This is a genomic window from Caulobacter sp. GW822-FHT07D08, assembly GCF_058798735.1.
On record NZ_JBXAKU010000008.1, the window covers coordinates 164,650 to 181,406 of the forward strand.

Sequence of the window (16,757 nt, forward strand, 5' to 3'; positions counted from 1 at the left end):
CTTCGGGCTCGTCGAGTTTTGGGGCGAGAAAAGGAAGAGTTTCATGATGCTGCAAGGACGCGTCGCGATCGTCACGGGCGCCGGTGGGGGGCTGGGCCGCGCTCACGCGCTGTATCTGGCCGGGCAGGGCGCCAAGGTGGTCGTCAACGACCTGGGCCAGGAGGCCGCCGACCGCGTGGCCGCCGAGATCGTCGCCCAGGGCGGCGAGGCGTTCGGCGTCGCCGCCTCGGTTACGGACGAGGCCGCCGTCAACGCCATGGTCGAGCAGGTCGTGGCCCGCTGGGGCCGGGTCGACATCCTGATCAGCAACGCCGGCATCCTGCGTGACAAGACCTTCGCCAAGATGAGCCTCGATGATTTCCGCCTGGTGGTCGACGTCCACCTGATGGGCGCGGCGGTCTGCGCCAAGGCCGTCTGGGGCCTCATGCGCGAGCAGGGCCATGGCCGCATCGTCATGACCACCTCGTCGTCGGGCCTCTACGGCAATTTCGGCCAGGCCAACTACGGCGCGGCCAAGATGGCGTTGGTCGGGCTGATGCAGACCCTGGCCATCGAGGGCGAGAAGTACAATGTGCGGGTCAACTGCCTGGCCCCGACGGCGGCCACGGGCATGACCGAGGGCGTGCTGTCGGCCGAGAGCCTGGCCTTGCTCGACCCCGTCTTCGTCAGCCCGGGCCTGCTGGCCCTGGTCCAGGACGACGCTCCGACCCGCACGATCCTGTGCGCCGGCGCCGGCCACTTCGCCACCGCCAACATCACCCTGACCGACGGCCGCTATATCGGCGGCGGCGCGGACGCGGGCGAGCAGGTGATCCGCCAGTGGGACGGGGTCAGCGACCGCGCGGGCGAGATCGTCCCGGCCTACGGTTTCACCCAGGCCGAGCGCGAGGTCGCCAGCGCGGGTCTGATCGCCAAGGCCGTCGGGGAACGCGCGTGATGCGCCAGGCCGTCATCGTCTCCACGGCGCGCACGCCGATCGGCCGCGCCTATCGCGGGGCCTTCAACGACACCCCGTCGCCGACCCTGGCCGGCCACGCCCTGAGCCACGCGGTGCGGCGCGCCGGCGTGGCTCCGGACGAGGTCGAGGACTGCATCCTGGGCTGCTCGCTGCCGCAAGGCTACCAGGCCACCATCGGCCGCACGGCGGCGCTGCGGGCCGGGCTGCCCGTCGAGGTCCCGGGCATGACCATGGACCGCCAGTGCTCGTCGGGCCTGATGACCATCGCCACGGCCGCCAAGCAGGTCATCGTCGACCGCATGGACGTCATCGTCGCCGGCGGCGTCGAGTCGATCTCCCTGGTCCAGACGCCGCAGCTGCGGGTCGACCAGGATCCCGAGCTCGTGGCCCTGCACGCCGACGCCTACATGCCGATGCTGGACACGGCCGAGACGGTCGCGGCGCGCTACGGGATCACCCGCGAGGTTTGCGATCTCTACGCCCTGTCCTCGCAGCAGCGCGCGGCGGTGGCCCAGGCGGCGGGTCGCTTCGACGCGGAACTCGTCCCGATGACCACCCGCATGAAGGTCGCCGACAAGGAGACTGGCGCGGTCTCGCATCGCGAGGTGACGTTGGCCCGGGACGAGGGTGTGCGTCCTGAGACCACGCTCGAAGGCCTGGCCGGCCTGAAAGCTGTGCGGCCGGGCGGTACGGTCACGGCCGGCAACGCCAGCCAGCTCTCGGACGGCGCCTCGGCCTGCGTGGTCATGGAGGCGGGGCTGGCCGAGAAGCGTGGCCTGCAGCCGCTGGGCCGCTATGTCGGCATGGCCGTGGCGGGCACAAAGCCGGACGAGATGGGTATCGGCCCGGTCTTCGCCATTCCGCGCCTCCTGGAACGGTTCGACCTCAAGATCGACGACATCGGCCTGTGGGAACTGAACGAGGCCTTCGCCTGCCAGGTCGTCTATTGCCGCGACCGCCTGGGCATCCCGGACGAGCTGCTGAACGTCAACGGCGGCGCGATCGCCATGGGCCACCCCTACGGCATGTCGGGCGCGCGCCTGACCGGCCACGTCCTGATCGAGGGCAAGCGCCGGGGCGCCAAGCACGTCGTCGTCACCATGTGCGTCGGCGGCGGCATGGGCGCGGCGGGATTGTTCGAGGTCTTGTAGCCCTCAGGCCTTCGTCCCGAACGCCGCCAGGAACGTCGCCACCGCCGCTTGGACCTCGGCGTCGACCTCGGCGAGGGAGGGCTCGCCGACATAGTTGACCAGCCGGGCCTTCAGCAGGCGGTTCTGGCAGAGGCCGATGAACTGGTGGGCGGCGGCCAGCGGGTCCTCGGCATGGATGCGGCCGTCGGCCTTGGCCCGCGCCAGATAGTCGCCGAGAATCTGCGCGCCGCGCATCGGTCCGGCCTCGTAGAAGGCGCGGCCCAGGTCCGGCGTACGCTCGGCGGCGGCGGTGATCAGCCGGAAGTGGCGCATGTTGCGGTCCGACAGCACATTGGTCAGGTAGCGGCGACCCACGTGGGTGAGGGCGGTCTTCAGGTCGCCGCCATCATCGAGCAGGCTGAACATCGCCTCGCGCTGCCAGTCGCAATAGCGCTCGATGTGAGCCTGGAAGATCTCTTCCTTGCTCTTGAAGTAGTTGTAGAGCGTGCTCTTGGAGCCGCCGACCTTCGACGCGATGGTCGACATCGAGGCTGCGTCGTAGCCCTCGGTCAGGAACACCTCGGCGGCGATGTCGAGGATCGCTTCGCGGCGGGCGTCGCGATCCAGGCGGGGCTTGATCTCGGGCAGCATGATTCTTTTCCGACCGTACCGTACGGTCGCCTTGACTATAGCGCAGGTGAAGCCTACTTGCACCGCACCATATGACTATACCGTACGGTCACATCAAGGCGCTCGTTCATGCCGACCCTCTCTCCCCGCCGTAGCGTCCCCGTCTTCGCCGCCGCCAGCGCCCTGGTGCTGGCCGCATGTGCGAGCCTGCCCCCCGCGCAGCCCGCCCGCGTGGCGAAAACCCCTCAAGCCTACGAAACCGCCCAGACCCTGGCGGCTCCGAACGCTGACTGGCCGGCCGACGCCTGGTGGACGTCTTATGGCGACGCCCAGCTGAACGCCCTGGAGGACGAGGCTCTGAAGGGCTCGCCGACCCTGGCCGCCGCCGAGGCCCGCCTGCGCCGCGCCCAGTCGCTGGTCGTCCAGGCTAGGTCCGCCGACCTGCCGCAGGTCTCGCTGGGGGCCTCGGCCGCCGAGAGCAAGCAGAGCTATAACGCCGGCATCCCGCCCGCCTTCGTGCCGCATGGCTATAACGACATCGGCCGCCTGGCCCTCGACTTCAGCTGGGAGCTGGACTTCTGGGGCAAGAACCGCGCGGCCGTCGCCGCCGCGACCTCGGAAGCCAAGGCCGCCCAGGCCGACGCCGCCCAGGCCCGCCTGACCCTGTCGACCGCGATCGCCTCGACCTATGCCGAGCTGTCGCGCCTCTACGCCCAGCGCGACGTCGCCGACCAGGCCGTACGCCTGCGCCAGCAGACCAGCGACCTCGTCTCCAAGCGCGTCGCCAACGGCCTCGACACCAAAGCCGAGAGCGAGCAGGCCGCGGCCGGGCCGCCGGCCTCGAAGGCCGAGCTGTCGGCCATCGACGAGCAGATCGCCCTGACCCGCAACGCCCTGGCCGCCCTGGTCGGCGCTGGTCCCGATCGCGGTCTCGCCATCGCCCGTCCGGCCAATGCGACGATCAAGCCGTTCGGCCTGCCAGCGAACCTGCCCGCCAACCTGATCGGTCGCCGCCCCGACGTGGTCGCCGCCAAGTGGCGGGCCGAGGCCGCGACCTCGCGCACGAAGCAGGCCAAGGCCGCCTTCTATCCGGACATCAACCTTTCGGGCTTCATCGGCGCCCAGTCGCTCTATCTCGACAAGCTGTTCTCCAGCGGCTCGGACATCGGCCAGGTCGGTCCGGCCTTGAGCCTGCCGATCTTCGAGGGCGGTCGCCTGCGGGCCGGCCTGCGCGGCGCCGAGGCCGACCGGGACGCCGCCGTGGCCAGCTATGACGGCGCCTTGACCCAGGCCCTGCGCGAGGTGGCCGACGTCACCGCCAGCGAGAAGGCGCTCACCAGCCGTCTGGCGGACGCCCGCGCGGCCCTGACCGCCAACGAGAACGCCTACCGCATCGCGCGCCTGCGCTACGAAGGCCAGCTGTCGACCTACCAGTCGGTGTTGCTGGCCGAGCAGTCGGTCCTGACCCAGCGCCGGGTCGTCGCCGACCTGGAAAGCCGCGCCTTCGCGCTCGATATCGCCCTGATCCGCGCCCTCGGCGGCGGCTTCACCGGCGCCTGAACCCAATCCCCAAAGCATCCGCTCGCTAGGACTTGCCCCTAATGTCCGATCAACAACCCGGCGCCTCCCAAGCCGCGGCGAACAACAAGCGCCGCCGCCAACTGACCCTGCTGGGCGGCGCCGTCGCCGTCGGCCTCGTGGGCTACGGCGCCTGGTGGCTTGTCTTCGACAGCCACTATGTCGAGACCGACGACGCCTATGTCGGGGCCGAGACCGCCCAGGTGACCGCCTTGTCGCCCGGCCCGGTGGCCAAGATCTTCGTGGTCGAGACCCAGGCCGTGAAGGCTGGCGACCCGCTGGTCATCATCGATGACGCCGACGCCCGCATCGCCGTCGCCCAGGCCGAGGCCGCCCTCGGTCAGGCCGAGCGCAAGGTGAAGGGCTACTTCGCCAGCGATACGGCCCTGGCCGGCCAGTTCGACGCTCGCCAGGCCGACGTCCAGCGCGCCGACGCCCAGATCGTCGCCGCCAAGGCCGATGTCGACCGGGCGCGCCTCGACCTCTCGCGCCGCCAGGCCCTGGTGGGGCAAGGCGCCGTCTCGGGTGACGAACTGACCAGCGCCCAGAACCGCTTCGCCAACGCCCAGGCCGCCCTCACGGGGGCTCAGGCCGCCCGCGCCCAGGCCCTGGCCAGCCGCGCGGCCGCCATCGGCACGCGCGAGGTCAACACCGTGCTGATCTCCGGCGTTTCGGTCACCGAGAACCCGGAAGTGAAGGCCGCGCAGGCCCGGCTCGACGCCGCCCGCTTGGCCCTGGCCCGCACCGTGGTCCGCGCCCCGACCGACGGCGTCGTCGCCCGCAAGTCGGTGCAGGTCGGCCAGCAGGTCGCCATGGGCACGCCGATGATGGCCGTGGTGCCGACGGCCCAGGCCTATGTCGACGCCAATTTCAAGGAAGTGCAGCTGGACAAGGTGGTCCCCGGCCAGCCGGTGGTCCTGACGTCCGACCTCTATGGCGGCGGCGTGAAGTTCCACGGCAAGGTCCGCGGCCTGGCCGGCGGCACCGGTTCGGCCTTTTCGCTGATCCCCGCCCAGAACGCCTCCGGCAACTGGATCAAGGTCGTCCAGCGCGTCCCGGTCCGCATCACCCTGGACCCCGCCGAACTGGCCAAGCATCCGCTGCGCGTGGGCCTGTCCATGAAGGCCAAGATCGACGTCGCCCAAGGCGGCCCCCAGACCGGCGCGCAGTAGTCCGTTACCAGGAGCCGCCCCATGGCGTCCGAACAATCCCAGGCGGCCGGTCCGCCGCCGATGACCGGCATCTTGCTGGCCGTCACCTCGATCGCCTTGGCGCTCGGCACCTTCATGCAGGTGCTGGACGGCACCATCGCCAACGTCTCGATCCCCACGATCGCCGGCAATCTCGGCGTCAGCTCCAGCCAGGGCACCTGGGTGATCACCGCCTTCGCCGTGGCCAACGGCGTCTCGGTGCCGCTGACCGGCTGGCTGATGGGCCGCTACGGGGTGGTGAAGACCTTCGTCGCCTCGGTGATCCTGTTCACCATCGCCTCGCTGCTGTGCGGCCTCTCCTGGAACCTGGAGTCACTGATCCTGTTCCGGATCCTGCAGGGCGCGGTGTCCGGGCCGATGATCCCCGGCTCGCAAGCCCTGCTGATCATGATCTTCCCGCCCAACAAGCGGGGGACGGCCCTGGCCATCTGGTCGATGACCACCCTGGTGGCCCCGATCTGTGGGCCGATCCTGGGCGGCTATATCTCGGACAACTTCTCCTGGCCGTGGATCTTCCTGATCAACATCCCCGTGGGGATCCTGTGCGGCGTCATCTGCTGGCGCAACATGGCCAGCCGCGAGACGCCGACCCGCAAGCTGCCGATCGACCGCACCGGCTTCATGCTGCTGCTGGTCTGGGTCGGCGCGCTGCAGGTGATGCTGGACACCGGCAAGGAAGCCGACTGGTTCGCCTCGCCGGCCATCGTCGTCGAACTGTGCATCGCGATCATCGGCTTCATCGCCTGGGTGATCTGGGAGCTGAACGAGAAGCACCCGATCGTCGACCTGTCGCTGTTCAAGTCCAGCAACTTCGTCATCGGCACGATCGTCTTCTGCCTGGCCTATGCGGTGTTCTTCGGCAACAACCTGTTGCTGCCGCTGTGGCTGCAGACCCGGATGGGCTACATCGCCACCTGGGCCGGCCTGGTGGCCGCGCCGAGCGGCGTGGTCGCCGTGTTCCTGACCCCGTTCATGGCCCGACTGATGAACAAGGTCGACGCCCGCTGGATGGCGACCCTGTCGCTGGCCGCCTTTGGCCTGTCGTTCTTCATGCGCTCGGGCTACACGCCCGACGCCAACTTCTGGGCGCTGGTCATGCCGATGCTGGTCCAGGGCGTGGCGATGAGCACCTTCTTCATCTCGATGGTGACCATCTCGCTGAACGGCATCCCGCCGAACCAGACGCCGGCGGCCTCCGGCCTGTCGAACTTCTCGCGGATCACCGCGGGCAGCTTCGCCGCCTCGCTGGCCACGACGATCTGGGATCGCGGCGAGGCCGTTCACCAGACCCGCCTGTCCGAGGTCATGAGCTCGGGCAGCCCGGCCTGGATCGATGCGGTGAACAAGCTGCAGGCCGCGGGCATGAGCCATCTGCAGGCGGTCGGGGCGGTCACCCAGCAGGTGATCAACCAGGCCTACCTGCTGGCGGCGCTGGACTTCTTCCGCGTCTCGGCCTGGCTGTGCGTGATCCTGATCCCGCTGATCTGGCTGACCAAGAAGGCTAACGCCAGCGGCGCGGCCCACGCGGCGGCCGACTAAAAATGAGGGGCGCTAGCCAAGCCGGCTAGCGCCCTTTTTCATTCCAGGCCGGAGCCTCTGTCGTCAGTTCAGGTCGAGGCGGTCGGCGTTCATGACCTTGGTCCAGGCCGCCACGAAGTCCTTTACGAACTTCTCCTGCGAGTCCGAGCAGGCATAGACCTCGGCGAAGGCCCGCAGCTCGGCGTGGGAACCGAAGATCAGGTCGACGCGGCTGGCGGTCCAGCGGGCCTCGCTGCTCTGGCGGTCGTGGCCGGCGAAGGCGTTGACCGCCGTCGGGGCCCAGGTCGTGCCCATGCTCAAGAGGTTGACGAAGAAGTCGTTGGTCAGCGCGCCGACGCGGTGGGTGAACACCCCGTCCTTGCCGCCGCCGGCATTGGCGCCCAGCACCCGGAGTCCGCCGACAAGCACCGTCATTTCCGGCGCCGACAGGCCCAGCAGATGGGCCCGGTCGACCAGGGCCTCTTCCGGGGCCATGAACTGCGTGCCGCTCTTGCGGTAGTTGCGGAAGCCGTCCGACAGCGGCTCCAGCGGCTCGAACGACTCCGCGTCGGTCTGCTCGGCCGAGGCGTCCATGCGGCCTGGCGCGAACGGGACCTCGACGGGCGTGCCGGCATCGGCGGCGGCCTTCTCGACGGCGGCGGCGCCCGCCAGCACGATCAGGTCGGCCAGCGAGACCTTCTTGCCCCCCGTCCCGTTGAAGCCCTGCCGGATGCCTTCCAGGGTGGACAGCACCTTGGCCAGGACCGGCGGGTCATTGACCTCCCAGTCCTTCTGCGGGGCCAGGCGCACGCGGGCCCCGTTGGCGCCGCCGCGCTTGTCCGACTTGCGGTAGGTCGAGGCCGAGGCCCAGGCGGTCGACACCAGTTCCGAGACCGACAGGCCCGAGGCCAGGATCTTGTCCTTCAGCGCCTTGGCGTCGGCGGCGTCGATCAGCGGGTGATCGACGGCGGGGATCGGGTCCTGCCAGATCAGGGTTTCCTTGGGGACCAGCGGGCCGAGGTAGCGGCTGATCGGACCCATGTCGCGGTGGGTCAGCTTGAACCAGGCGCGGGCGAAGGCGTCGGCGAACTGGTCGGGGTTCTCGTAAAAGCGGCGCGAGATCTTCTCGTATTCGGGGTCGAAGCGCAGGGCCAGGTCAGAGGTCAGCATCCGAGGGCGCTGGGTTTTCGACGCATCGAAGGCGTTCGGGATGTCGGCCGGCGCATTCTTGGCTTCCCATTGGTGCGCGCCGCCGGGGCTCTTGGTCAGCTCCCACTCGAACTTGAAGAGGTTGTCGAAGAAGTGGTTGCTCCACCGCGTCGGCGTCTGGCTCCAGGTGACTTCCAGGCCCGACGTGATCGCGTCGGCGCCGAGGCCCGTGCCGTGCTTGCTGCGCCAGCCCAGGCCGCCGTCCTCGATCTGGCCGCCTTCCGGTTCGGGACCGACGAACGAGGGATCGCCCGCGCCGTGGGTTTTCCCGAAGGTGTGGCCGCCGGCGATCAGGGCGACGGTCTCCTCGTCGTTCATCGCCATGCGGGCGAAGGTGGCGCGGATATCGCGGGCCGAGGCGAGGGGGTCGGGGTTGCCGTTCGGGCCTTCCGGATTGACGTAGATCAGACCCATCTGCACCGCGCCCAGGGCCGGATGCAGCTGACGCTCGCCACTGTAACGCTCGTCACCCAACCACGAGCCTTCCGGACCCCAGTAGAGCTCCTCGGGCTCCCACTGGTCGGCGCGGCCGCCGGCGAAGCCGAACGTCTTGAAGCCCATCGACTCCAGGGCGACGTTGCCGACCAGAACATAGAGGTCGGCCCACGAGATCTTGCGGCCGTACTTCTGCTTGATCGGCCACAGCAGGCGGCGCGCCTTGTCCAGGTTGGCGTTGTCCGGCCAGCTGTTGAGGGGGGCGAAGCGCTGCTGTCCGCCACCGGCGCCGCCGCGACCGTCCGAGGTGCGATAGGTGCCGGCGCTGTGCCAGGCCAAACGGATGAACAGGCCGCCGTAGTGGCCGAAGTCGGCCGGCCACCAGTCCTGCGAGTCCGTCATCAGGGCGTGCAGGTCGTTGATGACCGCGTTCAGGTCGAGGCTCTTGAATTCTTCGGCGTAGTTGAACGCCTCGCCCATCGGGTTCGATCGCGGCGAATGTTGGTTGAGACTTTCCAGGCGGAGATTCTCCGGCCACCAGTCGCGGTTGGCTCGTCCGCCCTTGCCACGCCCCATCGGGCATTGAGCTTGCACGCTGTCGTCGACCTTGGCGTCCATCGTCGTTTCCTCCGCGCTGCTCGCGCCTGGCTGTCGTTTCCCCCGACCGCACCCTAGGGAGCCGCCGTTTTCGGCCATTGGTAAAATTGATTGTTCCTATCATCGCGATAGGTAAAATCTTTGCCCTGACGTACGCGGACGAACTTCAGCTCGGGCGCGGGCGCTCAACTGGGCCTGAGTGTCGTGGCGTTCGGGCGCCGCATTAAAGATTGGACAGGATTGCGCAATGTCCGGGAAGTCCCCTGGCATCGCGCGACAATTCTTGTCAGAAATGTGTCCGACTCGGCTGGGCGAGCAGTAACATTACAAACAGTTCATGATAGCGCTGAGCAAGACTCGGTGGGGGCAAGTGCTCATCGGCGAGAACCACTGGAAAGATGCTGTTATCTCACAGCTTGAGGCCGGCGATGTCTTCCGCTTGGCTGAGCCTAGTGGGGCGCTCGCTCATGGCGGCAAGATCTATGTGGTGAGGCAAGCGCCCCAAGTCATCGCCCAGGAATGGCCGGCCGAGGGCGATGCGGTCGTGGTCGCGTTCAGCGCGAAAGCCGAACCGCGAACGGCGGCCATCCGGCCAGAGCGCCCAACGCCGCCGAGGTGAAGGCGCGGCTGGAAGCGTTGTCCCGTAAGTACGGCGAACGCTTCCAGCCGGCGGACGGCTGGTCCAAGCTGGAGGCATGACGGACCGCTTCACCGACTCCGAAGTCCTGGCAGACGCCATCATCGCCAAGGTCGGCCGCCGCATCGTTCTGGGTCTGCCGTTGGGCCTGGGCAAGGCCAACCATGTCGCCAACGCCCTGTTCGCTCGGGCCATGGCCGATCGGTCGCTGCACCTGCACATCTTTACCGCCCTGACCCTGGAGCCGCCCCGCCCCAAGTCGGAGCTGGAAGCGGCCTTCCTGGGGCCGGTGATCGCGCGCACCCTGGGTGGCTATCCGGCCCTAGCCTATGCCGAGGTCCAGCGCCGCGACGCCCTGCCGGACAACATCGAGATCGACGAGTTCTTCTTCCAGGCCGGCACGCGCCTCTCCGTCGAGAGCGCCCAGCGCAGCTACATCTCCGCCAACTACACGCACGCCGCCCGCTATCTGCTGGATCGCGGCGTCAGTGTCGTGGCCCAATTGGTGGCCAGGGACGGCGACCGCTACAGCCTGTCCTGCAACACCGACATCACCCTGGACCTGCTGGCCGCGCGGCAAGCCGGGAAGGCTCAATTCCTGTTGGTCGGCCAGGTCAATGACGAGCTGCCGTTCATGCCGGGTGACGGCGACCTGCCGGCCTCGGCGTTCAGCCACCTGTTGGACGGGCCCGCCGCCCAGTTCCCGCTGTTCGCCCCGCCCAAGGAGCCGATTTCCGACGCCCACTACGCGATCGGCTTCCATGCGGCCGGCCTGATCCCGGACGGTGGCACGATCCAGATGGGCATCGGCTCGATCAGCGACGCGGTGGCCCAGGGCCTGATCGTCAGGCACCGCGACCCGACAGGCTTCCGCGACACCCTCGGTCGCCTGTCGCCGGCCGCCTCGCCGCCTCGGCACGGCGCGCCGTTCGAGACGGGCCTCTACGCCGCCACCGAGATGTTCGTCGACTGTCTGCTCGACCTCTGGAAGGCCGGCGTGCTCAAGCGCGAGGTCGACGGGGCGGTGCTGCACGGCGGCTTCTTCCTGGGGCCGCGCGCCTTCTACGCGGCGCTGCGCGAGATGCCGGCGGCGGACCGCGCCAAGTTCCAGATGCGGGCCATCTCCGGGATCAATGAACTCTACGGCGACGAGGCCGCCAAGCGTATCGCCCGCGTCGATGCCCGCTTCATCAACACCGCCATGATGGTCACCCTGCTCGGCGCGGTGGTGTCCGACGGCCTGGAGGACGGCCGCGTCGTCAGCGGCGTGGGCGGGCAGTACAACTTCGTGGCCCAGGCCTTCGCGCTGGAGGACGCGCGGTCGGTGATCACCCTGGACGCCGTGCGCGGGGCGGGGAAGGCGGCCCGCTCGAATGTCCTGTGGTCCTACGGCCACGGCACCATCCCGCGCCACCTGCGCGACATCGTCATCACCGAGTACGGCGTCGCCGACCTGCGCGGCCGCACCGACCGCGACGTGATCGTCGCCCTGCTAAAGGTGGCCGACAGCCGCTTCCAGCCGGCGCTGCTGGAGCAGGCCAGGGCCGCCGGCAAGCTGGAGCGCGGCTACGTCCTGCCAGCCGAGGCCCGCGACAACACCCCCGAGCGCATCGCCGAGGCGCTGGCGCCGGCCCGTGCGAGCGGCCTGGCGCCGCTGCTGCCATTCGGCTCGGACTTCGATCCGCTGGAGGAGAGCCTGCTGCCGACGCTCGGCCGGCTGAAGGCGGCGCAGGCCGAGCCGAAGGCCCTGCTCGGCCTGATTCTGGACGGCCTGGGGGCCAGGAGCGACGATGGGCCGGTCTTGAAGCGCCTTGGTCTTGAGCGACCTCGAGGTCTCAGCCAGCGCCTGACCGCCCTGGCCGTGCGCGGCGCCCTGCGTCGCTAGAGGGTTTCGAGTACGGAACTTCGTCCTGCCGTCGAGCGCTTTGCGCGTCGGCTTCTAGGTCAGGTCGTGACCAACGTCGACGTCCAGACCGAGAAGATCGAGCGCCGAGGCGCCTCGGGGGTCTCACGACCGAGAGGTGTTAAGGCATTGCCGTTCTCAAGCGGATCTTGAGCGTGCGGTGGGGGCGCAAGCTGCTCCTTCGTGCCCAGGTTCGGCCGCCAGGGCGCGGATTCAATGAATTCGCGCCCTGGCTCGACCCTAGCCTAGCAGGCCGTCAGTAATCCCAGACAGTCGCGACCCAGCGGAACGCATCGCCGTTGACCGCCACCAGGATCTCGCCGCTCGCCGCCGCCTCGCGCATCAGGCGCAGGCGAACGCGAGTGGCCTCCTCGGGGTCATGCTCGAAGCCGTTCTGCCAGTCGGGATGGTCGAACGCGACCGGGAAGAGCGCGTCGCCCGCGAAGGTCAGCTGGTCGCCACCGGACGTCACGCGTACGATACTGTGCCCAGGAGTGTGGCCGCCGATGCGCTGGACAACCACGCCGGGCGCGACCTCGTACTGCTCCAGGAACGTCTGGATCTTGTCCCCAAAGTCTTCCGCGAATTGTTGGGCGGTCGACCGAAGAACATCCGGGATCGGCGGCGGCCGCCGGTGGAGTGGCCGACGTGGATGGCGTTCTTCAGGTTCAGGTGGGTGGTCAGCACGGCCAGATCGGCGGCATAGGTGTCCATGTCGTTGCCGGTGTCCGTCTGGGTCGAGCGTCCGTGGCCGCGACGGTCATGGGCGATCACGCGGTAGCCCTGAGCGAGAAAGAGCAGCATCTGGTTGTCCCAGTCGTCCGCCGACAGCGGCCAACCGTGGTGGAAGACGATCGGCTGGGCGGTCTTGGGACCCCAGTCCTTGTAGAAGATCTGCGTGTCGTCCTTGGTGGTGACGTAGCCGCTGCCCATGGTCTTGGTTCCTGACGTGCTTTGGGGGGAGGAGGGGGGCGCCTGCGCCGCGCCTTGGGCGGACCCCATCCGTCCCTTGGTCTGGGCAGCTAGAGCGTAGGTTGGGCGAGCCTATGCCGCGGTATAGGTCGGCCGCTGGATCGGCGAAGGCGCAACGGGTCGGCGCACGCCCCGCCTCTCTGAAGGGCGAGGGCGGGTGTCACCCGAGACCGACAATTGCTTGCGGGGGCGATCTGAAGGGATTCGGCGTCTGTGCTGATGGCTTCGCGCGACCCTTCACAGTCCTTCAAACGGTCCGCTATGCGGCCCCCTTCACCGCCGACAGCACCCCCTTGGCTGCATTGGCTCGGCGGACGATTTGGTTGAGGCCATCAACTCGCGTGCAGTGGACACACGCACACGTCAGTGTGTATTGATGCGCACTCCCATTGATGACGCCGTCAACGGTGTGTATATACACACATGAATAGCCGTGACGTCATTGCCTCGTTGGAAGCTGATGGCTGGTACGAGGTGGCTCTGCGCGGCTCCCATGCTCAGTTCAAGCACCCAACCAAGCCAGGCCGGGTGACTGTTCCTCATCCGAAGCGAGACCTTCCGGTCGGCACGCTTCGCTCGATCGAACGTCAGTCCGGCCTAGACCTGAGGTAACAGATGGCCAACTACATCGCCCTGATCCACAAGGACGCCGGTAGCGAATACGGCGTCTTGTTTCCAGATCTGCCGGGCTGCATCAGCGTAGGCGCGACGCTCGACGAAGCGCGAGCAAATGCCGAAGAGGCCCTGGCCCTGCACGTCGAGGGTATGGTTGAGGACGGCGAACCAGTCCCCGCCCCGTCAACCTTGCAAGAGGTCATGGCCCATGCGGAGAACCGCGACGGAGCCGTGATCGTTGTTCCGCTGAAGTCGACTGCCTCCAAGGTCGTTCGTGTCAACGTGACCATGCCTGAGAATGTTCTGGCGGAGATCGACGCCTTTGCCGAAGCTCACGGCTTCACCCGTTCAGGCCTGTTAGTCCAAGGGGCTAAACGGGTGATGGAAGCAGAGGCGGCCTAGCCGCCCTCTCCCTACCCCTTGGAGGGGTGAATCCTGCGCGTCATACGAGGAGGCCGCCCCCGTCAACGTGCAGCACCTGGCCCGTCACATAGGTCTGGCGAGTGAGATAGAGATAGCTTTGAGCGATCTCCTCGACGTCTCCAGGGTGACCCACAGGCAGGCGTGCGGCCTCGGAGGCGTAGAAGGCCGCCCGTGCGTCCTCGCCCATACCCGCCCAGAGGTCGGTCTTCACCACCCCCGGCGCGACGCAGTTCACGCGCAGCGGCTTGAGCTCCACGGCCAATGCCCGGGTAGGCATCAGGCTATCCTGTTTCGAGATCCTCAGTCGCGACGCCCGTTCACGTGGGAGTTCCAACGTGGCGGCAAGGCGGTCGAGGTTTCCGTCACCAGCCGACTTATGCTGGACGATCCTTCCGCAGCGCTGGCGGCCTGCGAAGCAGGATCGGGACTCTTCCAGAGCTTTGAACTCGGACTTGAGCCTTGGCTCGAGGGCGGCCGTCTGGTGACCGTGCTCGACCAATGGGCGGAGGAGCGCTTCCCGCTCTATGCCTATTACGCGTCTCGCCACCATTTGCCAGGCAAGGTGCGCGTCTTCCTGGATTTCCTCAGCGCGACAATGGCGCCAGCGTCCTGCAGGTGACCCCGATCAAAATCCAACTTGGACCGCGTTTGCGCTTTCCATCCTTTCCGGCGGGGCGGTAGGCGGGGCTGCGCCAATAGCTACCTCCGCCCCGCTTGCCGGAACGAGACGTTCGCTTAGGCGTGGTTACACAACGGTGGTCGGGACGAGCCCCTACCATCTCGGATAGCTTCCCCGGTCTACTCCGTGATCGACGGAAAAGTCATGATCACCCGCAACCCACCGAGCGGCGCGAGGTATAGGGCCACGCTCCCTTCGTAGAGCTCTACGAGGTCTCGGACGATCGATAGCCCCAATCCATGGCCGGGCGTTCGCTCATCGAGCCGTTCGCCAAGGCCAAAGACATGCTCGTAGGCTTCTGGCGGCAGGCCGGGTCCGTCATCGTCGACGACGATCTCCGCAAAATCGCCCCGACGCCGAACCAGGACCTCCGTTCTCGACCTCGCCCACTTTCCGGCGTTGTCGAGGACGTTGCCGACAATTTCGCTGAGGTCTTGGGCGTCGAGCGCGACGATTGGTTGGTCTTGGTAGGTCACGCTGAACACCACATCGCGGCGCGAATAGAGGCGCGAGAGCGCCGCGACGATCGGGTCCAGGCTTGAGCGCACATCAGCAGCGACACCTGGCGAGCGCTTCAACGCCACCGCGCGCGCCCTGGCGAGTTGATAGTCGATCTGGCGTCGCATCCGCTCGCATTGCAGCTCGATGACGTCGGCGGTCTCGTTTTGCCCAACAGCGCGCAGACGCCCAGCTTCGTCCGTCAGCACGGCGAGCGGCGTCTTGAGGGCGTGGGCGAGGTTGCCGGCCTGGGTGCGGGCTCGCCGCAGCATCTCGAGATTGCCCTCCAGCAGAGCGTTGAGGTCAATCGCCAGGGGGCGCACTTCACTGGGAAGATCCTCCGGCAAGCGGCTCGCCTTGCCCATACGGACAGCCGACAGCGCGTGACGCATACGGGTGAGCGGTCGCAAACCAAACCAGACCTGAAGCATCGCTGCCCCGATCAGACCGGACGCGACGATCGTCAGCGACAGAAAGAGCGTCCAGTTGAACCGTCCCAAAACCTCGTCGAGAAGGCGTTGGTCGACGCCTATTCCCAACCGCAACGGCGGCCCATGCGGATTGGCGACTGAACGCTCCACTAGACGGAGCTGTCCGGAGGGCCCTTCGACGAAGACATGGCGCTCGACGCCGGGGGCGGGAAGCGGATCCGGCAACGGAAGGTCTCGCCCAGCCAGGGACGGTGAGGTGATGGCCTGACCGCCCGCCGCTTCCACACGCCAATAGAAGCCCGAGTCCTTGGGCAGAAACCGGGGATCGCTGAGGCGGCGGTGCAGCGAGAGCTTGCCGTCAGGCCCAATGTCGATCAGCGCCGCCAGTTCGGCGGCATGGCCGTGCAGTTCGTCGTCGAACTGTTGCGTCACATGGGCCCTGAACAGCTCGGACAGCAGGACACCGCTTACGGTGAGTCCTGCGATGATCCAGATCGCGGCGCCCACGATCAGGCGGGTGCGGAAACTGGTCCAGAGCTGGCGCATCAGGCGAACTTGTATCCCAGGCCCCGGATCGTGCGGATGGCGTCCTTGCCCAGCTTCTTGCGCAGGCGGGCGACATAGACCTCGATCGTGTTCGACTCCCGCGTCTCATCCAGGCTGTAGACGTGGTCGATAAGCTCGCCCTGGGAAACCACCCGGCCGGCGCGGTGCATCAGATAGGCCAGGACCTTCAGCTCGCGGGCGGTCAGTTCGACGGCGTCGTCGCCCCGCTGGACAGTCCCCGCCTCGGGATCCAGCACAATGTCGCCGCGGCGCATGACGGACGACGAGCGGCCCGCCGAGCGCCGTGTCAGCGCCCGCAGCCGCGCCACCACCTCGGCGTTCTGGAAGGGCTTGCCCAGATAGTCGTCGGCCCCTGCGTTGAGGCCATCCACGCGGTCGGTCCAAGCGTCCCGCGCTGTAAGCACCAGCACCGGCATGTCGCGTCCTTCGCGCCGCCATTGCTTCAGAACCTCAAGGCCCGACAGGCGCGGTAGGCCAAGATCCAGCACCACGGCGTCGAAGTCGTTGGTTCGCCCCAGGAACAAGGCCGTCTCGCCATCGCTGGCCTGCTCGACAACAAAGCTGGCTTCCGCCAGCGCCGCAGCCAGGCGACGGGCGATCTCCGGATCATCTTCGACGAGCAGGATGCGAATGGCGGGTCTCCTCTGACTGACGTCCCAGCATAGCAGCACCGCCTGAAAGGAACCTGACACGGCGCTTTCAGGTTCGTTTCAGCTTCGCTTCAGGCAGGCTTCAGGCTGGCGGCGCATCAGGGCGGGATCAAGCC

At 67.8% G+C, this 16,757-nt stretch carries 15 protein-coding genes and 1 pseudogene; 9 read left to right on the forward strand and 7 right to left on the reverse strand.

Annotated elements, in window-relative coordinates:
* The first annotated feature begins 43 nt into the window (after positions 1-43).
* Positions 44-937 (forward strand): SDR family NAD(P)-dependent oxidoreductase, encoded by an 894-nt coding sequence (locus AC1RJ9_RS16470; protein WP_492837980.1) that lies wholly within the window; start codon positions 44-46, stop codon positions 935-937.
* Positions 937-2,109: an acetyl-CoA C-acyltransferase gene (locus tag AC1RJ9_RS16475; RefSeq protein ID WP_492837982.1), complete on the forward strand. Its 1,173-nt coding sequence runs from the start codon at positions 937-939 to the stop codon at positions 2,107-2,109. The genes AC1RJ9_RS16470 and AC1RJ9_RS16475 overlap by 1 nt, the downstream gene beginning before the upstream one ends.
* 3 nt (positions 2,110-2,112) lie before the next feature.
* On the opposite strand, the gene AC1RJ9_RS16480 is transcribed toward AC1RJ9_RS16475, so the two are convergent.
* Complete coding sequence (locus AC1RJ9_RS16480) at positions 2,113-2,739, reverse strand: TetR/AcrR family transcriptional regulator (RefSeq protein ID WP_492837983.1); 627 nt, start codon at positions 2,737-2,739, stop codon at positions 2,113-2,115.
* A 108-nt stretch (positions 2,740-2,847) separates the two neighbouring features.
* Here AC1RJ9_RS16480 and AC1RJ9_RS16485 point away from each other — a divergent pair, with 108 nt between their 5' ends.
* From AC1RJ9_RS16485 to AC1RJ9_RS16495, 3 genes are read left to right on the forward strand one after another with little or no spacing between them, the layout of a single operon-like run.
* Entirely contained in the window at positions 2,848-4,278 is a 1,431-nt protein-coding gene (locus tag AC1RJ9_RS16485) for an efflux transporter outer membrane subunit (protein WP_492837984.1), read from the forward strand.
* A gap of 41 nt (positions 4,279-4,319) precedes the next feature.
* Entirely contained in the window at positions 4,320-5,468 is a 1,149-nt protein-coding gene (locus AC1RJ9_RS16490; protein WP_492837985.1) for an HlyD family secretion protein, read from the forward strand.
* 21 nt (positions 5,469-5,489) lie between these two features.
* Positions 5,490-7,046, forward strand: coding sequence for a DHA2 family efflux MFS transporter permease subunit (locus AC1RJ9_RS16495; RefSeq protein WP_492837986.1), 1,557 nt, complete (start codon positions 5,490-5,492; stop codon positions 7,044-7,046).
* 63 nt (positions 7,047-7,109) lie between these two features.
* On the opposite strand, the gene katG is transcribed toward AC1RJ9_RS16495, so the two are convergent.
* Positions 7,110-9,287: a catalase/peroxidase HPI gene (gene katG / locus AC1RJ9_RS16500; RefSeq protein ID WP_492837987.1), complete on the reverse strand. Its 2,178-nt coding sequence runs from the start codon at positions 9,285-9,287 to the stop codon at positions 7,110-7,112.
* Between the two features lie 674 nt (positions 9,288-9,961).
* Between katG and AC1RJ9_RS16505 the strand changes: the two genes are divergently transcribed.
* Positions 9,962-11,788 (forward strand): acetyl-CoA hydrolase/transferase C-terminal domain-containing protein, encoded by a 1,827-nt coding sequence (locus tag AC1RJ9_RS16505; protein ID WP_492837988.1) that lies wholly within the window; start codon positions 9,962-9,964, stop codon positions 11,786-11,788.
* Positions 11,789-12,062: 274 nt separating this feature from the next.
* On the opposite strand, the gene AC1RJ9_RS16510 is transcribed toward AC1RJ9_RS16505, so the two are convergent.
* Both AC1RJ9_RS16510 and AC1RJ9_RS16515 read right to left on the reverse strand, forming a co-directional pair.
* Complete coding sequence (locus tag AC1RJ9_RS16510; protein WP_492838081.1) at positions 12,063-12,425, reverse strand: MBL fold metallo-hydrolase; 363 nt, start codon at positions 12,423-12,425, stop codon at positions 12,063-12,065.
* 8 nt (positions 12,426-12,433) lie between these two features.
* Positions 12,434-12,739 (reverse strand): annotated as a pseudogene (locus AC1RJ9_RS16515) (alpha/beta fold hydrolase); the annotation flags it as partial.
* Between the two features lie 462 nt (positions 12,740-13,201).
* Here AC1RJ9_RS16515 and AC1RJ9_RS16520 point away from each other — a divergent pair.
* Positions 13,202-13,390 (forward strand): type II toxin-antitoxin system HicA family toxin, encoded by a 189-nt coding sequence (locus AC1RJ9_RS16520; RefSeq protein ID WP_492837989.1) that lies wholly within the window; start codon positions 13,202-13,204, stop codon positions 13,388-13,390.
* A 3-nt stretch (positions 13,391-13,393) separates the two neighbouring features.
* Positions 13,394-13,795 (forward strand): type II toxin-antitoxin system HicB family antitoxin, encoded by a 402-nt coding sequence (locus AC1RJ9_RS16525; RefSeq protein ID WP_492837990.1) that lies wholly within the window; start codon positions 13,394-13,396, stop codon positions 13,793-13,795.
* A 40-nt stretch (positions 13,796-13,835) separates the two neighbouring features.
* On the opposite strand, the gene AC1RJ9_RS16530 is transcribed toward AC1RJ9_RS16525, so the two are convergent.
* The gene (locus AC1RJ9_RS16530; protein ID WP_492837991.1) at positions 13,836-14,093 is read right to left on the reverse strand and encodes an SDR family oxidoreductase; all 258 of its coding nucleotides are present in this window, start codon (positions 14,091-14,093) and stop codon (positions 13,836-13,838) included.
* 9 nt (positions 14,094-14,102) lie between these two features.
* Between AC1RJ9_RS16530 and AC1RJ9_RS16535 the strand changes: the two genes are divergently transcribed.
* Positions 14,103-14,435 carry a LysR substrate-binding domain-containing protein gene (locus tag AC1RJ9_RS16535; RefSeq protein ID WP_492838082.1) on the forward strand — a complete coding sequence of 111 codons (333 nt, stop codon included), beginning with the start codon at positions 14,103-14,105 and terminating at the stop codon, positions 14,433-14,435.
* A gap of 179 nt (positions 14,436-14,614) precedes the next feature.
* On the opposite strand, the gene AC1RJ9_RS16540 is transcribed toward AC1RJ9_RS16535, so the two are convergent.
* Complete coding sequence (locus tag AC1RJ9_RS16540; RefSeq protein WP_492837992.1) at positions 14,615-15,970, reverse strand: ATP-binding protein; 1,356 nt, start codon at positions 15,968-15,970, stop codon at positions 14,615-14,617.
* Positions 15,970-16,683, reverse strand: a complete 714-nt coding sequence (locus tag AC1RJ9_RS16545) for a response regulator transcription factor (RefSeq protein ID WP_492837993.1) — start codon at positions 16,681-16,683, stop codon at positions 15,970-15,972. The genes AC1RJ9_RS16540 and AC1RJ9_RS16545 overlap by 1 nt, the downstream gene beginning before the upstream one ends.
* Positions 16,684-16,757: the final 74 nt, after the last annotated feature.